The following is a 16,748-nucleotide window of genomic DNA, read 5'->3' as shown; positions in this document are numbered from 1 at the left end:
AGGGGAGAGGACAATGGGCAAAGCAACAGGTTTTATGGATTATAAAAGAGAAAAGCCAAATGAACGTGACCCTCTCACTCGTCAAAATGACTGGAAAGAATATTCAGCTCCTTATACAGATGAGGTATTGAAACAGCAGGGTGCTAGATGTATGGATTGCGGAACACCGTTTTGTCAAATTGGGATGGAGATCAGGGGCGGCGTTTCTGGCTGCCCGATCTACAATTTAATTCCAGAATGGAATGACCTTGTCTACCGGGGCAGATGGAAAGAAGCGCTTGAAAGACTACAAAAAACGAACAATTTCCCTGAATTTACTGGAAGAGTATGTCCAGCACCTTGTGAAGGCTCATGTACCGTCGCGATCAATGATCCAGCAGTATCGATTAAAAATATCGAACGGACGATCATTGATAAAGGTTTTGAAAATGGCTGGATTACACCAAGAATTCCTTCAAGCCGTACAGGGAAAAAGGTTGCCATTGTCGGATCAGGACCAGCAGGACTGGCAAGTGCAGACCAACTAAACCAAGCAGGGCACGCTGTAACCGTGTTTGAACGATCTGATCGTCTTGGTGGACTGCTCACTTATGGTATTCCGAATATGAAGCTCGACAAAGAAGTCGTTGAGCGCAGAGTTAAACTGCTAAGACAAGAAGGCATTGACTTTGTGACCAATACAGAAATTGGTGTGGATATCACGGCTGATGAACTGAAAGAGCAATTTGATGCGGTCATCCTTTGTACAGGTGCACAAAAGCAGCGTGACCTGTTAATTGAAGGCAGGGAAGCAAAAGGGATTCACCTGGCAATGGATTATTTAACACTCGCAACAAAAAGCATGCTTGATTCAGGATTCAAAGATAAAAACTTTATTGACGCAAAAGGGAAAGACGTCATTGTGATTGGCGGAGGAGATACAGGCGCTGACTGCGTCGCAACTGCACTTCGCCAAAAAGCAAAAAGTGTTGTTCAATTCGGAAAGCATCCAAAGCTTCCAGATACACGTGTAGGGGATAACATGTGGCCAGAACAGCCTTATGTCTTCTCTCTAGATTATGCTTACGAAGAAGCACAAGCAAAATTTGGAGAAGATCCGCGGCAATATTCGATTCAAACCACAAAGATTGTGGCTGATAAAAATGGGAAGTTAAAAGAGCTTCATACCATTCAAATGGAAAAGGTGAAAAACGAGCAAGGGAAGTTTGAATTTCATGAGATTCCAGGAACAGAGAAGGTATGGCCAGCTCAGCTAGTCTTTATTGCGATTGGTTTTGAGGGAACTGAACAGCCGCTAGTGAAACACTTTGGCGTGGACAGCAAAAACAATCGGATTGACGCAAAATATGGGGAATATACGACGAATGTAGAAGGCGTATTTGCAGCGGGAGATGCAAGACGCGGTCAAAGCTTGATTGTCTGGGCAATTAACGAAGGCAGACAAGTGGCGCATGAGGTAGACCGTTATTTAATGGGGAGTTCGGTTCTGCCAAAATAGGTCAAACAAAGGGTGTTTACCATATATAGAGAAAAGCCATGACCAAAGAGTGGTCATGGCTTTTTATGATTCAGACATGGTTGGCTGGATAATGACTTTTTTACGTTTGAACTGGGAGACAACCAAACAGAGGAAGACAGCAAGAACAAAAAGAGAAATGGTCAAAAAGCCAAATGTATAGGAGCCCGTCATTTCTTTTAAACTGCCAAGAACGTTTGGTAAAAAGAATCCCCCAATGCCTCCTGCAGCCCCTACAATTCCAGTCACAATCCCAATTTCCTTATGAAACACTTGCGGCACAAGCTGGAACACCGCCCCATTCCCCATACCAAGACACATCATTCCGACAAATAAAAGCGCAATGACCACTGGTAAAGCAGGTAGACTACTCACTGCCCCTAAACAGATACCAATCAAAGCAAATAAACCGAGCAGTACTTTCATCCCGCCAATTTTATCGGCAATCAAACCGCCAACTGGCCGAAAGAAGCTGCCTGCCGCCACGCAAAGCGTCACAAAATCACCGGCATGAATTTTTGAAATCGCATATTGGTCCACAAAGAAAATACTCAAGAAACTTGAAAGGCCGACAAAACCACCGAATGTAATCGCATAAAGCAGGCAGAAAAACCACGTTGTTTTCACTTGAAAGACTGAAAAATAGGACCGAAGCGGCTGAGGGGCGGGCTGGTTTGGTGCATCTTTTGCTGTGAAAATAAAAAACAAAAAGACGAAACTTAAAGGAATAAGAGCGAGCCCCATCACTGTATGCCAGCCATACATCTCCGCAAGCCTTGGTCCAAAGAGTGTCGAGATCAGTGTTCCGCTGTTTCCGGCGCCGGCAATTCCCATCGCTACCCCTTGTAAATGAGGAGGGTACCAGCGGCTTGCCATCGGTAAAGCGACCGCAAAACTCGCACCTGCAACCCCTAATAAAATCCCGATCAGTACTAGCTCTGAAAGGGTTGTACCACCGAAAAACCCCCATATAAGCGGAATGGTGGTCAAAATCATGCCCATCATCGCTGTTTTTTTAGGTCCCATTCGGTCTGTTAATAGGCCTAGCACAATTCGAAAAAAAGATCCGGATAAAATCGGAATGGCTACAATCATGCCTTTTTCTATTGTCGATAAGGCAAAATCTTGTGCAATAAAAGCACCGAGTGCCCCCAGCAAAACCCAAATCATGAAACTCACGTCAAAATATAAAAATGAACCAAACAATGTCTTAGGATGACCACTAGAAGTCAATTCTGAGAGTTTCACAAAACCACTCCTTTATTTTGAATTTTCTGACTTAAAGATAGCGAGTTGATAGAAGGAATGGAAGTATTGTGTTAGAAAAAATGACATGGATAAACACTTTTTTACAAATGTGTGCCATAATCTAGGCAAACATTGCTTTGGCGCAAAAAGCTAGAAAGGTTGATCTCACATGGCAAAACGTAAACTCGTGTTTATCGGAAACGGCATGGCGAGTATGAAATGTATCGAGCATATCGTAAAGAATCAGCCAGAACGCTATTCCATCACGATCATTGGAAAAGAGAAGCACCCGGCCTACAACCGAATAAAACTTTCATCGGTTTTACAAAAAAGTGAATCATTGTCTCAAATTGAACTAAAGCCAAAAGAATGGTACACCAAACATGACATCACCATCCAAACAGGCGAAGCAGTTGTCCACATCGATACAAAGCGTCAATTGCTCATGACAGAAGCACGCCGGAATATCCCGTATGACAAACTGGTTATCGCCACAGGCTCATCGCCTCATTTTCTACCTATACAAGGCGTATCCAAAAAAGGGGTCTATGCTTTTCGTACGATTGACGATTATGAGGCCATTTACGCTGATTCTTTACGCTATGAGCGTGCAGCAGTCATTGGAGGTGGTGTACTTGGTGTGGAAGTGGCCGCTGGTTTACAGATCGCTGGACTGAAGACAACCTTGATTCATCACACGGATTGGCTTATGCAACGCCAATTAGATGAAACCGCTGCAGGGCTTTTGTCTCAACAATTAAGTCGCAAGGGGATTCAGGTAAAAACAAATGCTCATACGATTGCATGTTTAGGAAACGAGAGAGTAGAAGGCGTTCTGTTAAAAAGTGGAGACATCGTGGATGCTGATCTCGTGGTTTTCACAACAGGGGTCCGTCCGAATATAGAGCTTGCAAAACAGCACGGCATTCATACAAGAAAAGCCATTGTTGTAAATGATGTCATGCAGACAAACGTTGAGAATATTTATGCTATTGGAGAATGTGCAGAGCATAAGGGAATGGTGCACGGTCTTGTGCAGCCTATTTATGAACAAGCAAATGTGCTTGCGAATCATTTATTAGATGAACTGGTCACGAATTTACCTCCTGCCATTTATTCGACAAAATTGAAAGCAAATGACATATCTATTTATTCTGCTGGCAGTATTGTAAACCGATCCCCCTCCGCTTCAGTGGTGACTTACTTAGATGAAGAACAAGAAGTATATAAAAAACTAGTGTTTGAACATGATGTGCTCACAGGCGTTGTATTAGTTGGTCAACTTGAGAGAGCTGAGCAGCTTTTGCAGGATGTAAAAGTGGGGCGTGATAAAAGCGTAGTCATGAAATCACTGAATGAAGAGCAGATATCCCCTTTAGATTCATTAAAAACAGAGGATCTCATCTGCCAATGCCACACGGTGACGAAGGGAGCGATATTCAAAAGCATATCGGTCCATCAGCTGACAAATTTAGAAGAGATAAAAAAACAGACAGGGGCCGCAACGGGCTGCGGAGGCTGTCAAGAGCTTGTTCGTGCCTGCTGCCATGTCTCATCAAATCAGCTAACGGAAGCACTGGACACGTTTTGCTCGTGCACAAATGTAGAGGAAGAGACCATTTTTTCGTATGTAAAAAAGCAGCAGCCGCTGAATGAAGAGCAAGTAAGAAGACAATTTGATTGGATGACAGATAACGGCTGTGACAAGTGCCGAGCAGCCATTCCATACTATCTTGAGCAGTTTCAAGATCTTTTCGTAAAAGACAGCCCATCAGATCATGAGCACATACTAATGCCTCAGTTATATGGTGGCCGTCTTGATCTGACATTTTTACAGATGATAACCGGATTATTAGAGCAAAAGCAAATTCAGCACGTAGAACTAACGGAGAATAAACGAATTCGGCTGATCGGTATTTCACAAGAGGCCGACCATATTGTAAAAGAACATGGACACATCATGCCACAAGAAAGCAAGAGACTTTCTCATGTTCTATCATGTGATTGTCGTCACGATCCATCTGTCACAACACTTGTCATGGAGATCGAAAGACAACTAGAAAACACGCTTTTACCTGCAGTCACATCGATTCATATCGCTGGTCCTTCCTGCGTATGTCATTTCAGCCCCATCTATGACATCTGCATCAAGAAGCAGCTGGATGAATGGGACATTTATATAGGAGGCAGCATACGTCAACCTAAGGCAGGTCAGCTTTTTTATTCTGTGAGCCGAACGGATGAGCTGATTCCTTTTTTAAAAGCACTGCTTGAAGACTATAGAAAACGTGCATATTTTCAAGAATCTATTGGAGACTGGATCCAAAAAAACGGCATCATTTCCATCCGAGAAAAATTGCTCGATGAGGAAATGAGAGAAGAGCTCTGCGAGCAATTTGAGCAAAGTAGACAAAAGGGTGTGAATGTATGAATCAATCTTTTTTACAATATGTGCAGCAAACATCAGAGCAGCAAGAGCGAAAAAGGGTGTTCCCATCTCAATGTCCGTTTTGCAGTATGCAGTGCAAAATGCAATTAGTCGAGCAGCACGCAGAAGGGCGAACACGCTACCAGACGATAGGTATTCATAATCCAACCACGTTCGGCAGGATCTGTATGAAAGGGCAGCATGCCCACCAGCACGCACTGCACAAGGAACGATTGAATCACCCCCTCATCAAAAGAAACGGTCAATTTGTCAAAGTGACTTGGCAAGAGGCACTTGACGAAATCAAAGCACGCACTCAAACCCTTCAGACGGAACATGGGAACGATGCTATCAGTGTGTATGGTAGTGCATCGATTACAAATGAAGAAGCTTATTTACTCGGAAAATTTGCAAGGGTCGCCCTTAAAACGAAATACATTGATTACAATGGAAGACTGTGTATGTCTTCAGCAGCAACAGCAGCTAACCAAACATTTGGACTTGATCGGGGTCTAACCTTTCCGCTTCGTGACATCAAGCATGCCCGGGTTTTACTATTGGTTGGAACCAATATAGCGGAATGTCAGCCGACCCTCATACCGTATTTGGAAGAAGCTAAAAAGAACGGGGCATTTCTCATCGTGATCGATCCGCGAAAAACAGCAACAGCCAAACTAGCTGACTTACATGTCAGCTTAAGGCCTGGGTCAGATGCTGCACTCGCAAATGGAATCTTACACGTCATGCTTCATGAACAGTTACTAGACGAAGAATTTATTAAAAAACGAACATCAGGTTTTCAAGAAATGAAACAGCATATTTCACACATGTCCCTGCAAGACATTACGCAGCAAACCGGTGTATCGATGAAAGTCATTCAAAAAATAGCGAGAAAATTCGCCCGCGAAAAAACAGGCATGATTCTGACTGCAAGAGGCATTGAGCAGCAAATAGACGGGACAGCATCCGTTCGTAATTTCCTGAATATTCTGCTTGTTACTGGGAAGATTGGCCGGATTGGGTGTGGCTATGGTGCCATTACTGGGCAAGGAAATGGACAGGGTGCAAGAGAGCATGGACAAAAAGCAGATCAGCTTCCTGGTTACCGTGATATCACAAACCCAGTACATAGAAAAGAAATGGCCGAAATATGGAAGATCGATGAAAAAGAACTGCCTGGAAAAGGTGTATCTGCTTTTGAAATGTTTGAAAAAATGCAGAAAGGAGAGATAAAAGCGCTCTTTTTAATGTGTTCTAATCCTGTTCAATCAGGTCCGCATGCAAGCTTTATCAAAAAAGCCATCGAGCAGCTGTCCTTTTTTGTCGCAATTGATTTATTTATCTCTGAGACGGCTGCACTTGCAGATGTTATTTTACCAGCTTCGTCATATTTAGAGGACGAAGGGACCATGACGAACATAGAAGGACGCGTTACGCTGAGAGAAGCAACCTATCCACTCAAACACCAAAGAAAGCACGATTGGCAAATCATTTGTGAAATAGCAGCAGTATTAGGCAAAGGCGGCTCTTTTTCTTTTTCATCTGCAGAAGACATCTTTGAGGAATTGAGAACAGCAACGAAAGGAGCCAAAGCCGATTATTCCGGTATGACCTATGACAGGTTAAGGAAGACGCAAGGCATATTATGGCCCTGCTCTCATTTGGAAGACCGAGGAACAGAAAGACTATTTGAGCATCAATTCTCACATCCTGATAAATTAGCAAAATTTGCAGTCGTTGCACATGGACAACAGGGTGCAAAAGAACCAGTCAGTCCAGAATATCCACTCTATTTAACGACCGGCAGGGTGATGGCTCATTACCAAACGGGCGTTCAAACAAGAAAAAGCACCTCTCTTGTTGCCCGGCAGTTTGAAGCTTATGTAGGGCTTCATCCTGACACAGCCGAAGCTTATGGACTTCAGCACGGGGAGCTCGTCACCATCCAGTCAAAACGAGGTAGTGTCATCATGAGGTGCCACATAACAGATAGCATCCGAAAAGATACTGTGTTTGTTCCGTTTCACTGGAATAAACATCAATCAATTAACCTATTAATTGGTAAACAGTTAGATCCACACAGTAAAATGCCAGGTTTTAAATATTGTCCTGTACAGCTGTCAGCCTACAAGAATTGAAAACTATGTGAGAAATTTTAACATGTATTTTCCATCTTTGTTTAGATTATGGTACTTTCTAAAAAACGATCACATGAGGGGTGTTTTTCATGAAAGAAAAACTCGTATTAGTAGGGAATGGTATGGCTGGTATCCGAACGCTCGAAAACATTTTAAAAACAGACAATGAACGATTCGACATGACTGTATTTGGAACTGAGCCGTATCCTAACTATAATCGGATTCTTTTATCGAAAGTTCTCCAAGGGGATACAAAGACAGAGGATATTACGTTAAACGATTGGAATTGGTACAAAGAACATCATATTCAGCTGTTTACAAATGAGACCATTGTGAAGATCGATCCAGACAATCAAACCGTTATGAGTGATCAAGGACGGACCGTGCATTATGACCGTTTAATTTTAGCGACAGGGTCCCTCCCGTTCATCCCGCCCATTCCAGGGAGCGATAAAAAAGGGGTAACAGCTTTTCGTACATTACAAGACACAGAGGAAATGGTCAAAGCATCTATGATGTACAAAAAAGCAGCCGTCATTGGAGGCGGGCTCCTTGGACTTGAAGCCGCGCGTGGTCTACTAAACTTAGGAATGGAAGTGACCGTCATTCATCTTGGCTCTCATCTAATGGACCGGCAGCTCGATCCGGTGGCAGGTCAGCTTCTGCAAGCAGCTTTAGAAAAACAAGGCATGAGCTTTCTATTAGGAAAACAGACAAATGAGATTTTAGGAGATACAAGGGTAGAAGGGCTAACATTTTCAGATGGTTCTACATTAGAGACAGATATGGTGGTCATGGCAGCAGGAATTAAACCGAATCACAAGCTTGCCGAAACGAGCGGCATTGAAGTGAACCGGGGGATTATCGTCAATGATTTCATGGAAACAAGTGTCCCGCGGATTTACGCAGTCGGAGAATGTGTTGAACATAGAGGACAAACGTACGGTCTTGTTGCGCCATTATACGATCAAGCAAACGTGCTTGCGAAGCATGTTTGTGATATGGCCCCGACGCCTTATGAAGGATCTGTACTATCGACACAGCTAAAAGTATCAGGGGTTGATGTATTTTCAGCTGGAGATTTTATCGAAAACGATGAGAAAAAAGCGATTAAAATTTTTGATGAACAGCAAGGTATTTATCAAAAACTAGTCTTCCAGCAAAACCGATTAGTCGGCGCCGTCATGTTTGGAGAAACAAGCGATGGACCACGTTTATTCTCGTACATTAGAGAAGGTGTTGATATGTCAGATATGGAAAAAGTATCTGTCTTAACATCAAATGAGCTGGCGCAAGAAAACACGATTGAACAAATGGCAAACGACCATATCGTTTGTGGCTGTAATGGTGTCTCAAAAGGTCAAATAGTGGCAGCTATTCAAAAAGAAGGCCTAACGACTATACAAGAGGTCAAGCAATGTACAAGTGCTTCTCGGTCATGCGGAGGCTGCCAACCTGTTGTGGAAGAGATTTTATGGCACACTTTAGGCGATGATGCAAACCGCACTGCGCAAAAAGAAACCATCTGCGCCTGCACCACCTTATCAAGAGATGAAGTGATTCATGAAATCAAAGAGAAAGGTTTGCAGCATGTCAAAGAAGTGATGAATGTACTTGACTGGGAAACAGAAGAAGGCTGTTCAAAGTGCCGGCCTGCACTGAATTACTATTTAGGGATGATGTATCCGCTTGACTACAAAGATGAAAAAAGCTCGCGATTTGTGAATGAACGAATGCATGCCAACATCCAAAACGATGGTACCTATTCGGTCGTTCCACGTATGTACGGAGGCGTGACAAATGCTAATGACCTGAGAAAAATAGCGGATGTCGTTGACAAATATGAGATACCGCTTGTGAAAATGACTGGAGGGCAGCGAATCGACCTTTTAGGTGTCAAAAAAGAAGATTTACCAAAAGTATGGGCTGATTTAGATATGCCGTCTGGTTATGCTTACGGAAAATCATTAAGAACCGTCAAAACTTGTGTTGGAGAACAATTTTGCAGATTCGGAACGCAGGATTCCATTTCTCTTGGGATCGCACTTGAAAAGAAATTTGAAGGACTTGCCACACCGCACAAAGTCAAAATGGCCGTATCAGCCTGTCCAAGAAACTGTGCTGAATCTGGGATTAAAGATCTTGGCATCGTAGGTATCGATGGGGGATTTGAATTGTATGCTGGCGGGAATGGAGGGACACATTTACGAGCTGGAGACTTATTAATGAAAGTAAGTACAGCAGAAGAAGTAGAACAAATGGCCGCAGCCTACCTTCAATATTACAGAGAAACCGCAAATTATTTAGAGAGAACATCCGCTTGGGTTGAACGGCTTGGATTGAATCATATCCAAACGGTCCTGCTAGATGACAAGAAACGTGCAGCACTCATCGAAAGAATGGACATCGCACTTTCAACTTATGAAGAACCGTGGCAAGAGATTCGAGAGAACGAAACAGAAACAAGACAATTATTTCAAAAGGCAACTGCTTCCGTCTAAATCAATTGAAGGGATGAGATCAGATGACAGTTTCAATTGTAAAAGTTCATATTGGTACAATATCAGATTTTCCATTGCAGCTAGGGAAAACAGTCGCAGCCGGTCCACTTGAATTAGCTGTTTTTCAAACCTCTAACAAGCAGTTCAAAGCCATTGAAAATCGCTGTCCTCATAAAGGCGGTGTACTAGCTGAAGGAATGGTGAGCGGAGATCATGTCTTCTGTCCAATGCATGATTGGAAAATCAACCTTTCATCAGGAAATGTTCAAGAACCAGATCATGGATGCGTGAAAACATATGAAGCATTGGTTGAGGGAGACGACGTCTTTATTTTACTGCCTTCATAAATGGTTTAGAACCTTCCTTTCCTGTACATGCTGTAAGTACATGCAGTGAGAAAGGAAGGTATATGTGTGCCATTTTTTAATATTTTGATTGAACTCTTTATCGGATTTTTCGCTTTATTTTCCATTACAAAGCTATTAGGGAAAACACAATTTGCACAAATCACGCCGTTTGATTTTATTTCTGCACTGATTTTAGGGGAGATGGTTGGTAACGCCATTTTTGATCCAGAAGTCAGCGTGCTACATATCCTTTTTGCAGTTGCAGTCTGGGGCGTTTTAATCTACACAGTTGAATGGCTTTCACAAAAATTCAAATCCATTCGCGCTTTTTTAGAGGGAAGACCGACTCTTGTGATTGATAAAGGAAAGATTCACTACAATCGATTAAAGAAAAATATGCTTGATTTAAATCAGCTGCAGACGCTGATTCGAGCGAAAGGGCATTTTGCTCTTAATGAAATTGAATTTGCCATTTTGGAAACGGATGGGTCTGTGAGTGTGCTTCCGAAAATGAAATATGCACCAGCTACAGCCGAAGATGTGAACGTGAAAGGAAAAGAAGTCACATTGCCTAGAACGTTTATTATCGACGGAGAGATTTTAAAAAAAGATTTAAAGGAAGCTGGATTTGATGAAGCGTGGCTGAGAGAGCAATTGAAAAAGCAGCACATTTCCTCCTATAAAGACGTCCTATTTTGTGAATGGATTGAAAATGAAGGAATTTATGCGATGAAATATGAAAAAACATCCACAACCTAACACAGTGGATGTTTTTTTGTGTTTTTTTGTTTTATAACTGAATAGGATCAAAAAGAATACGTCAATGAAAACGTTCACAATATAAGGGGGAGATGTGTGATGAAGTATGGAAAACGACTGCTGATGATGGTATTGGCCTTACTGCTTTTTGACTCAGCTTATGCGCAAGCAGCTGGACACAACCATCAAACAAACCGTGTGCTTATTGTCGATCAAAAAGGAAATGGGACATTTCGAACAGTTCAATCTGCCATTGATGCGATACCAGTGAACAATCAACAGCAAACGACGATATATATTAAAAATGGTGTGTATAAAGAAAAGATTCTTCTTCCGCAAAATAAGCCGTATGTGTCCTTTATTGGAGAAAATCAGTATCAGACGATTCTGACGTATGATGATACAAATGCAAGCAGCGGGAGCACAACCAATAGCTCTAGTACAATGATTCGGGCAAATCATTTTTATGCAGAAAATATCACGTTTCAAAATACAGCTGGCCGAAATGCAGGGCAGGCGGTTGCCCTTTATGTATCCGGGGACCGGGCTGTGTTTAAACACGTACGTGTTCTCGGGTATCAAGATACACTTTATGCCACTGGCACAGGGAGACAATATTATGAAGATTGTTATATCGAGGGCACGGTTGACTTCATCTTTGGTTCAGCAACGGCTGTATTTAAAAGAGCTGAAATAAAAAGTCTTGGAAATGGGTATATTACAGCGGCATCCACAACAGAAGCGCAAAAGTATGGCTACGTTTTTATTGATTCCACATTAAATAAAGGAACGGCTTCGTCTCAATCTGTGTACTTAGGCCGTCCATGGAGACCACATTCGGCTGTCACGTTCCTCCAAACAAAAATGGATGAACATATTAAAGCTGAGGGATGGCATAACTGGGATAACAAAGACAACGAGAGAACGGCTAGATATCAAGAATATGGATCAACGGGCGCAGGGAGTCATGTGGCAAACCGGGTGAAGTGGTCAACGATATTAACAAAAAACGAAGCAAGTCAAATCACCGTTCAAGCTGTGCTTAGCGGAAGCGATGGCTGGAATCCTGAAAAAAGGTAAAAGAGGCCTGTCAGTTTTCGTCAAAGAAAGCTGACTTTTCTGTTTAAAAAACCTTTGAGAACAAACGTTCTTTTGTGTATAATGAACATAATCTGCTAAATTTGGCTGCTTTTCTAAAAAGGAGGGATTGCGTGAAACGTTTCTCACAGGTCATGTTTTTACAACTATGTATTTTGTCGATGTTATTTCTCCCTTTTTCAGTGAAAGATGAACAACTAACAGCTCATGATGATCAATCAAAATGGATCACTTCCTTAGACGAATTCATTCGAACAGCACCTGATCTAGAGGGCGCGATTGCTGGCATCAGCGTACGCGATACTTCTGACACTTCCCTTCTTTATGAACATCAAGCGGACATTCGTCTGACTCCTGCTTCTAATATGAAACTACTCACATCTGCTATCGCACTCGATCTACTGGGTGAAACACACACTTTTCCAACAGACGTTTGGATGGATGGTTTAATCCAAAAGAAAACATTGCACGGCAATCTTTATCTCCGAGGCACTGGAGACCCGACATTGTTAGAAAGCGATTTTGCCGCATTAGCCAAACAAGTCAAAAAGGCCGGAATACATACGATTCGTGGACAGCTTGCGGCTGATGATACTTGGTTTGATGACACAAGGTATTCCATCGATCTGCCGTGGAGTGATGAAGATCAATATTACGGCGCTCAAATATCTGCTCTTACTGCTTCACCGAATGAGGATTATGATGCAGGAACGATCATTCTCGAAGTTAAGCCGGGAAAGAAAGCAGGGCAGAAGGCCAGCTATGAGATGATCCCGAAGACTGACGTCGCTCAAGTTATCAATCAAGTGAAAACTGTGCCAGAAGGCGGAAAGAAGAAAGTATCTTTTAAACGCTCTCACGGTACAAACAAAATTACACTGACTGGGACGATTCCGCTAAAAGCATCCTCGTCTAAACAATGGGTCGCATTATGGGAACCGACAACGTATGCTTTAGACTTAATGAAACGAGCATTAAAGGCTGAGGGGATTCAGCTGAAAGGACCACTCAAAACAAAACAAGTTCCTAAAAAAGCGAAAAAAATCGCTTCTCATTCATCAATGCCTTTATCCGATCTTCTTGTTCCAATGATGAAATTAAGCAACAATACACATGCAGAAATTCTGTTAAAAGAACTTGGGAAGCGGGTAAAGAACAAAGGAAGTTTTGACAAAGGGCTTGACGTGCTGAATGAACGTCTTCCTGCCTATGGCATCGATGCATCTATGACTGTGTTGAGAGACGGATCAGGCATATCACCCATTAACCTTGTTTCTGCAAACCAATTCACGTTATTTTTGACAAACATTCAAAAGGAAAAATGGTTTAACACCTATGTCCATGCACTTCCGTTAGCTGGGGCAAGTGAGCGTATGGTGGGAGGTACATTAAGAAACAGATTGAAAGAACCAGCTACACTAGAAAAAGTGCGTGCAAAAACAGGTACGCTATCAACGGTCAGCACACTATCTGGATATATTGAAACGCAGAGTGGAAAAACGCTTGCTTTTTCCATCTTATTGAATCATCTCATTGATGACGAAAAAGGAAAAGAGATAGAAGACCGCATTGTCAGCATATTAGCTGAGGATCTTTAGACAGAGAAGGAGAACCATCATGACGTTAGATAATAATCAATCTTTAGTAAAAACTATGTCGATCTTTCTAATTCCACTTTTATTAAGCAATATTTTGCAATCAATTGGACAGCTTGTTTCCATTGTGCTTGTCGGTAGATGGATTGGAGAGGATGCAGTAGCTGCGATTTCTGCATTCTTTCCACTTTTCTTTTTACTTGTTTCTTTTTCCATTGGGATTGGATCAGGGAGCTCGATCCTGATTGGACAAGCATACGGAGCAAAAAATGAGCAGAGGTTAAAGGAAATTATCGGTACAACGCTTTCGTTCACCTTTTTAATCGGACTTTCTTTAGCTGTCATTGGAGGTTTTTTTGCCACAGATATTTTACATTTGATGGGGACACCTGCAAATATTGTGGAGGAAAGTGCGGCATATGCCAGAATCCTATTCATCTCCATGCCCATCTTATTTCTTTATTTTGTCTATACAACTTTTTTACGAGGAACAGGAGATTCGAAAACTCCATTTTATTTCTTAATGATTAGTACAGGAACAAATATTTTACTGCTACCGATTTTATTATTCGGCTGGCTTGGTTTACCGGCATTTGGTTTATATGGTGCTGCGTATTCTTCTGTGATTTCTACAATCGTTACGTTTATCATTCTTCATATCTACCTTTATAAAACAAAGCACCCGCTGCGCATTGATGCGTCGGTTAGAAAGCATCTATTGATGAAAGGAGATTTATTAAAAACGCTATTAAAGTTAAGTATCCCTTCTAGTATTAATATGATTCTGATTTCTTTATCAGAAATTGCTGTCATTTCTTTTGTCAACGATTATGGATCACAGGCGACCGCAGCTTATGGCGTTGTTAACCAAGTCGTAAGTTATGTACAGATGCCCGCAGTGAGCCTTGGTATTGCTGTTTCTATCTTCGCCGCACAATTCATTGGCGCAGGAAACATGAATCGTTTGAAAGATGTCATTAAAATTGGGCTGGGGCTAAACTTTGCGATAGGCGGATTGATTATTATTTTCGTCTATATTTTCGCACCACAAATTTTATCTATCTTTTTAACAGATCCTGCAACGATTGACATTGCATATAGTTTGGTCGTGATTACCCTATGGAGCTATCTCATTTTTGGAACGGCGCAAATCGTTGCAGCCACAATGAGAGCAAGTGGCACAGTTCTATGGCCGACCATCTTTAGTATTTGTTCCATTTGGCTTGTTGAAGTACCAGTGGCTTATGTGCTATCACACCATACATCGCTTGGGATCAAAGGAATCTGGATAGGATATCCTGCTGCCTTTTTTGTAAACTTATTGCTCCAATACGGCTATTATCGACTGGTATGGAAGAAAAAGCAGATCGTTGCACTTGTCCAATCATAATGTGAGCCTATCATCTGGCATATACATACGAAGATCGATTACTTTGTAGGGGGTCTGATCTTCTATGTTTTTAAATCAAAGAAGTGAGCTCAGTTCGTATGATATCGGTGACTTCACTTATGCCGGACCAGATTTTCAAGTCTTGACGTGGGGAGAAGGAACAACGCTGAATGTAGGGAAGTTTTGTTCCATCGCAAACGAAGTAAAAGTTTTTCTTGGTGGTGAACACCGAACAGATTGGGTCACCACATATCCCTTCAATCAAATTTTCACAGATGCTGCCCATATTGAAGGACATCCACGATCAAAAGGGGATGTGTGTATAGGGCACGATGTTTGGATTGGATATGGAGCAACAATCATGTCAGGAGTACAGATAGGAAACGGGGCAGTCATTGGAGCAAATAGTCTGATTACAAAAGATGTGCCTCCATATGCGATTGTCGCCGGGAACCCGCAGCGGCTCATGAAATATCGGTTTTCTTCGGATATCATTGAAAAACTTCAGTTATTAGAATGGTGGAATTTAGAGTTTTCTTTCATACAGTCTATTTTTCACCTCTTGCAATCTCCTGATATTGACCGTTGTATAAGCGTAATTGAAGATAGAAAAAAGAAAGGCTGACAGAGCCTTTCTTTTTTTATCTTCGTTTCACTTAGCTGAGTCTGATGATGGTAAGTGATGCACCGGTTGCACCACCACCTATTAGAATGGCTGTTACAACCGCTCCGAAAAATTGTAATGAAATTGTATTTCCTGCTGTTAAATTGACAATAACTGTATTGCTCATAAAAGTTGTGGATACGGCAGAGGACTGAATTGAACCTGGAATAGCAGTTGATCCATTCAACCATAGCCTTGTGCTCACTAAAAGTGCAGTAGTGGTATTTACTTGATATGTGATATAGTATTTACCTGTTTGCTGGACTGTGAATGTATCATTTGAACCATTCGGCGTAAATCCATTAATATTTTGATTACTTGGTAAAGCAATGTTCGTACCACCAGCAATAGTAATGATTGTAGGACCTGTTGTATTTCCAGCATAAAGTGCCGTATCAGTTGGACCGCTAGCTCCAGTGGCACCAGTGATTCCAGTAGCTCCAGTTGGACCGGTGCCTCCAGTGGCTCCGGTAGGCCCAGTAGCTCCCGTATCACCAGTTACACCAGTGGCACCAGTAGGCCCGGTATCTCCAGTAGCACCAGTATCACCGGTTGGACCAGTAGGTCCGGTATCTCCAGTTACACCAGTGGCACCAGTAGGGCCAGTATCACCAGTAACTCCAGTCGCACCGGTAGGCCCGGTATCTCCAGTAGCTCCCGTAACTCCGGTGGCACCAGTAGGCCCGGTATCTCCAGTAGCTCCCGTAACTCCGGTGGCACCAGTAGGCCCGGTATCTCCAGTGGCTCCAGTATCACCGGTTGGACCAGTATCACCAGTAACTCCAGTCGCACCAGTAGGCCCGGTATCACCAGTTACACCAGTCGCACCGGTTGGACCAGTATCACCAGTTACACCAGTCGCACCAGTAGGCCCGGTATCTCCAGTAACTCCGGTGGCACCGGTTGGACCAGTATCTCCAGTGGCTCCAGTCGCACCAGTAGGCCCGGTATCTCCGGTAGGCCCGGTATCTCCAGTTACACCAGTGGCACCAGTAGGGCCAGTATCTCCAGTTACACCAGTCGCACCGGTAGGTCCGGTATCTCCAGTTACACCAGTGGCACCA

The 16,748-nt window shown here is 42.6% G+C and carries 12 protein-coding genes; 10 read left to right on the top strand and 2 right to left on the bottom strand.

Features of this window, described 5'->3' with window-relative positions; genetic code table 11:
- Window positions 1-13 precede the first annotated feature (13 nt).
- Entirely contained in the window at window positions 14-1,498 is a 1,485-nt protein-coding gene (gene gltD, locus ACNO7B_RS09370) for a glutamate synthase small subunit (RefSeq protein WP_008346585.1), read from the top strand.
- A gap of 63 nt (window positions 1,499-1,561) precedes the next feature.
- Here gltD and ACNO7B_RS09365 read toward each other — a convergent pair whose 3' ends face one another.
- Window positions 1,562-2,764, bottom strand: a complete 1,203-nt coding sequence (locus tag ACNO7B_RS09365; protein WP_008346586.1) for a nitrate/nitrite transporter — start codon at window positions 2,762-2,764, stop codon at window positions 1,562-1,564.
- 169 nt (window positions 2,765-2,933) lie between these two features.
- Here ACNO7B_RS09365 and nirB (ACNO7B_RS09360) point away from each other — a divergent pair, with 169 nt between their 5' ends.
- The 9 genes from nirB (ACNO7B_RS09360) to ACNO7B_RS09320 all read left to right on the top strand — a co-directional run bounded on the left by nirB (ACNO7B_RS09360) (window position 2,934) and on the right by ACNO7B_RS09320 (window position 15,645).
- On the top strand, window positions 2,934-5,195 hold the full coding sequence (gene nirB, locus ACNO7B_RS09360) for a nitrite reductase large subunit NirB (protein ID WP_025207474.1): 2,262 nt from the start codon (window positions 2,934-2,936) through the stop codon (window positions 5,193-5,195).
- Window positions 5,192-7,330: an assimilatory nitrate reductase catalytic subunit NasC gene (gene nasC, locus ACNO7B_RS09355; protein ID WP_025207473.1), complete on the top strand. Its 2,139-nt coding sequence runs from the start codon at window positions 5,192-5,194 to the stop codon at window positions 7,328-7,330. Before nirB (ACNO7B_RS09360) ends, nasC begins: the two co-directional genes overlap by 4 nt.
- Before the next feature lie 89 nt (window positions 7,331-7,419).
- The gene (gene nirB, locus ACNO7B_RS09350; RefSeq protein ID WP_017358862.1) at window positions 7,420-9,831 is read left to right on the top strand and encodes a nitrite reductase large subunit NirB; all 2,412 of its coding nucleotides are present in this window, start codon (window positions 7,420-7,422) and stop codon (window positions 9,829-9,831) included.
- 23 nt (window positions 9,832-9,854) lie between these two features.
- On the top strand, window positions 9,855-10,178 hold the full coding sequence (nirD, locus tag ACNO7B_RS09345; RefSeq protein WP_008346593.1) for a nitrite reductase small subunit NirD: 324 nt from the start codon (window positions 9,855-9,857) through the stop codon (window positions 10,176-10,178).
- Between the two features lie 66 nt (window positions 10,179-10,244).
- Window positions 10,245-10,937, top strand: coding sequence for a DUF421 domain-containing protein (locus ACNO7B_RS09340; protein WP_008346595.1), 693 nt, complete (start codon window positions 10,245-10,247; stop codon window positions 10,935-10,937).
- Between the two features lie 99 nt (window positions 10,938-11,036).
- On the top strand, window positions 11,037-12,017 hold the full coding sequence (locus ACNO7B_RS09335) for a pectinesterase family protein (protein WP_366963661.1): 981 nt from the start codon (window positions 11,037-11,039) through the stop codon (window positions 12,015-12,017).
- A gap of 131 nt (window positions 12,018-12,148) precedes the next feature.
- Window positions 12,149-13,633, top strand: a complete 1,485-nt coding sequence (gene dacB / locus ACNO7B_RS09330) for a D-alanyl-D-alanine carboxypeptidase/D-alanyl-D-alanine-endopeptidase (protein ID WP_417901446.1) — start codon at window positions 12,149-12,151, stop codon at window positions 13,631-13,633.
- Between the two features lie 19 nt (window positions 13,634-13,652).
- A complete protein-coding gene (locus tag ACNO7B_RS09325) occupies window positions 13,653-15,020 on the top strand; it encodes an MATE family efflux transporter (protein ID WP_035703202.1) in 1,368 nt (455 codons plus the stop codon).
- Between the two features lie 64 nt (window positions 15,021-15,084).
- Window positions 15,085-15,645 carry a CatB-related O-acetyltransferase gene (locus ACNO7B_RS09320; protein WP_017358859.1) on the top strand — a complete coding sequence of 187 codons (561 nt, stop codon included), beginning with the start codon at window positions 15,085-15,087 and terminating at the stop codon, window positions 15,643-15,645.
- Window positions 15,646-15,676: 31 nt separating this feature from the next.
- On the opposite strand, the gene ACNO7B_RS09315 is transcribed toward ACNO7B_RS09320, so the two are convergent.
- The coding region (locus ACNO7B_RS09315) for a BclA C-terminal domain-containing protein (RefSeq protein WP_417901445.1) at window positions 15,677-16,748 on the bottom strand (1,072 nt) is incomplete at its 5' end.

This window comes from Bacillus sp. AK25 (assembly GCF_048270685.1).
In the GTDB taxonomy this organism is placed as follows: Bacteria; Bacillota; Bacilli; order Bacillales; family Bacillaceae; genus Bacillus; species Bacillus altitudinis.
This window is presented reverse-complemented; position numbering and strand designations above follow the sequence as displayed.

Excerpts from the sequence above, each read along its gene's own strand:
- gltD (WP_008346585.1), top strand. The coding sequence starts at position 14 with ATGGGCAAAGCAACAGGTTTTATGGATTATAAAAGAGAAAAGCCAAAT.
- nirB (WP_025207474.1), top strand. The coding sequence starts at position 2,934 with ATGGCAAAACGTAAACTCGTGTTTATCGGAAACGGCATGGCGAGTATG.
- nasC (WP_025207473.1), top strand. The coding sequence starts at position 5,192 with ATGAATCAATCTTTTTTACAATATGTGCAGCAAACATCAGAGCAGCAA.
- nirB (WP_017358862.1), top strand. The coding sequence starts at position 7,420 with ATGAAAGAAAAACTCGTATTAGTAGGGAATGGTATGGCTGGTATCCGA.
- nirD (WP_008346593.1), top strand. The coding sequence starts at position 9,855 with ATGACAGTTTCAATTGTAAAAGTTCATATTGGTACAATATCAGATTTT.
- ACNO7B_RS09335 (WP_366963661.1), top strand. The coding sequence starts at position 11,037 with ATGAAGTATGGAAAACGACTGCTGATGATGGTATTGGCCTTACTGCTT.
- ACNO7B_RS09325 (WP_035703202.1), top strand. The coding sequence starts at position 13,653 with ATGACGTTAGATAATAATCAATCTTTAGTAAAAACTATGTCGATCTTT.
- ACNO7B_RS09320 (WP_017358859.1), top strand. The coding sequence starts at position 15,085 with ATGTTTTTAAATCAAAGAAGTGAGCTCAGTTCGTATGATATCGGTGAC.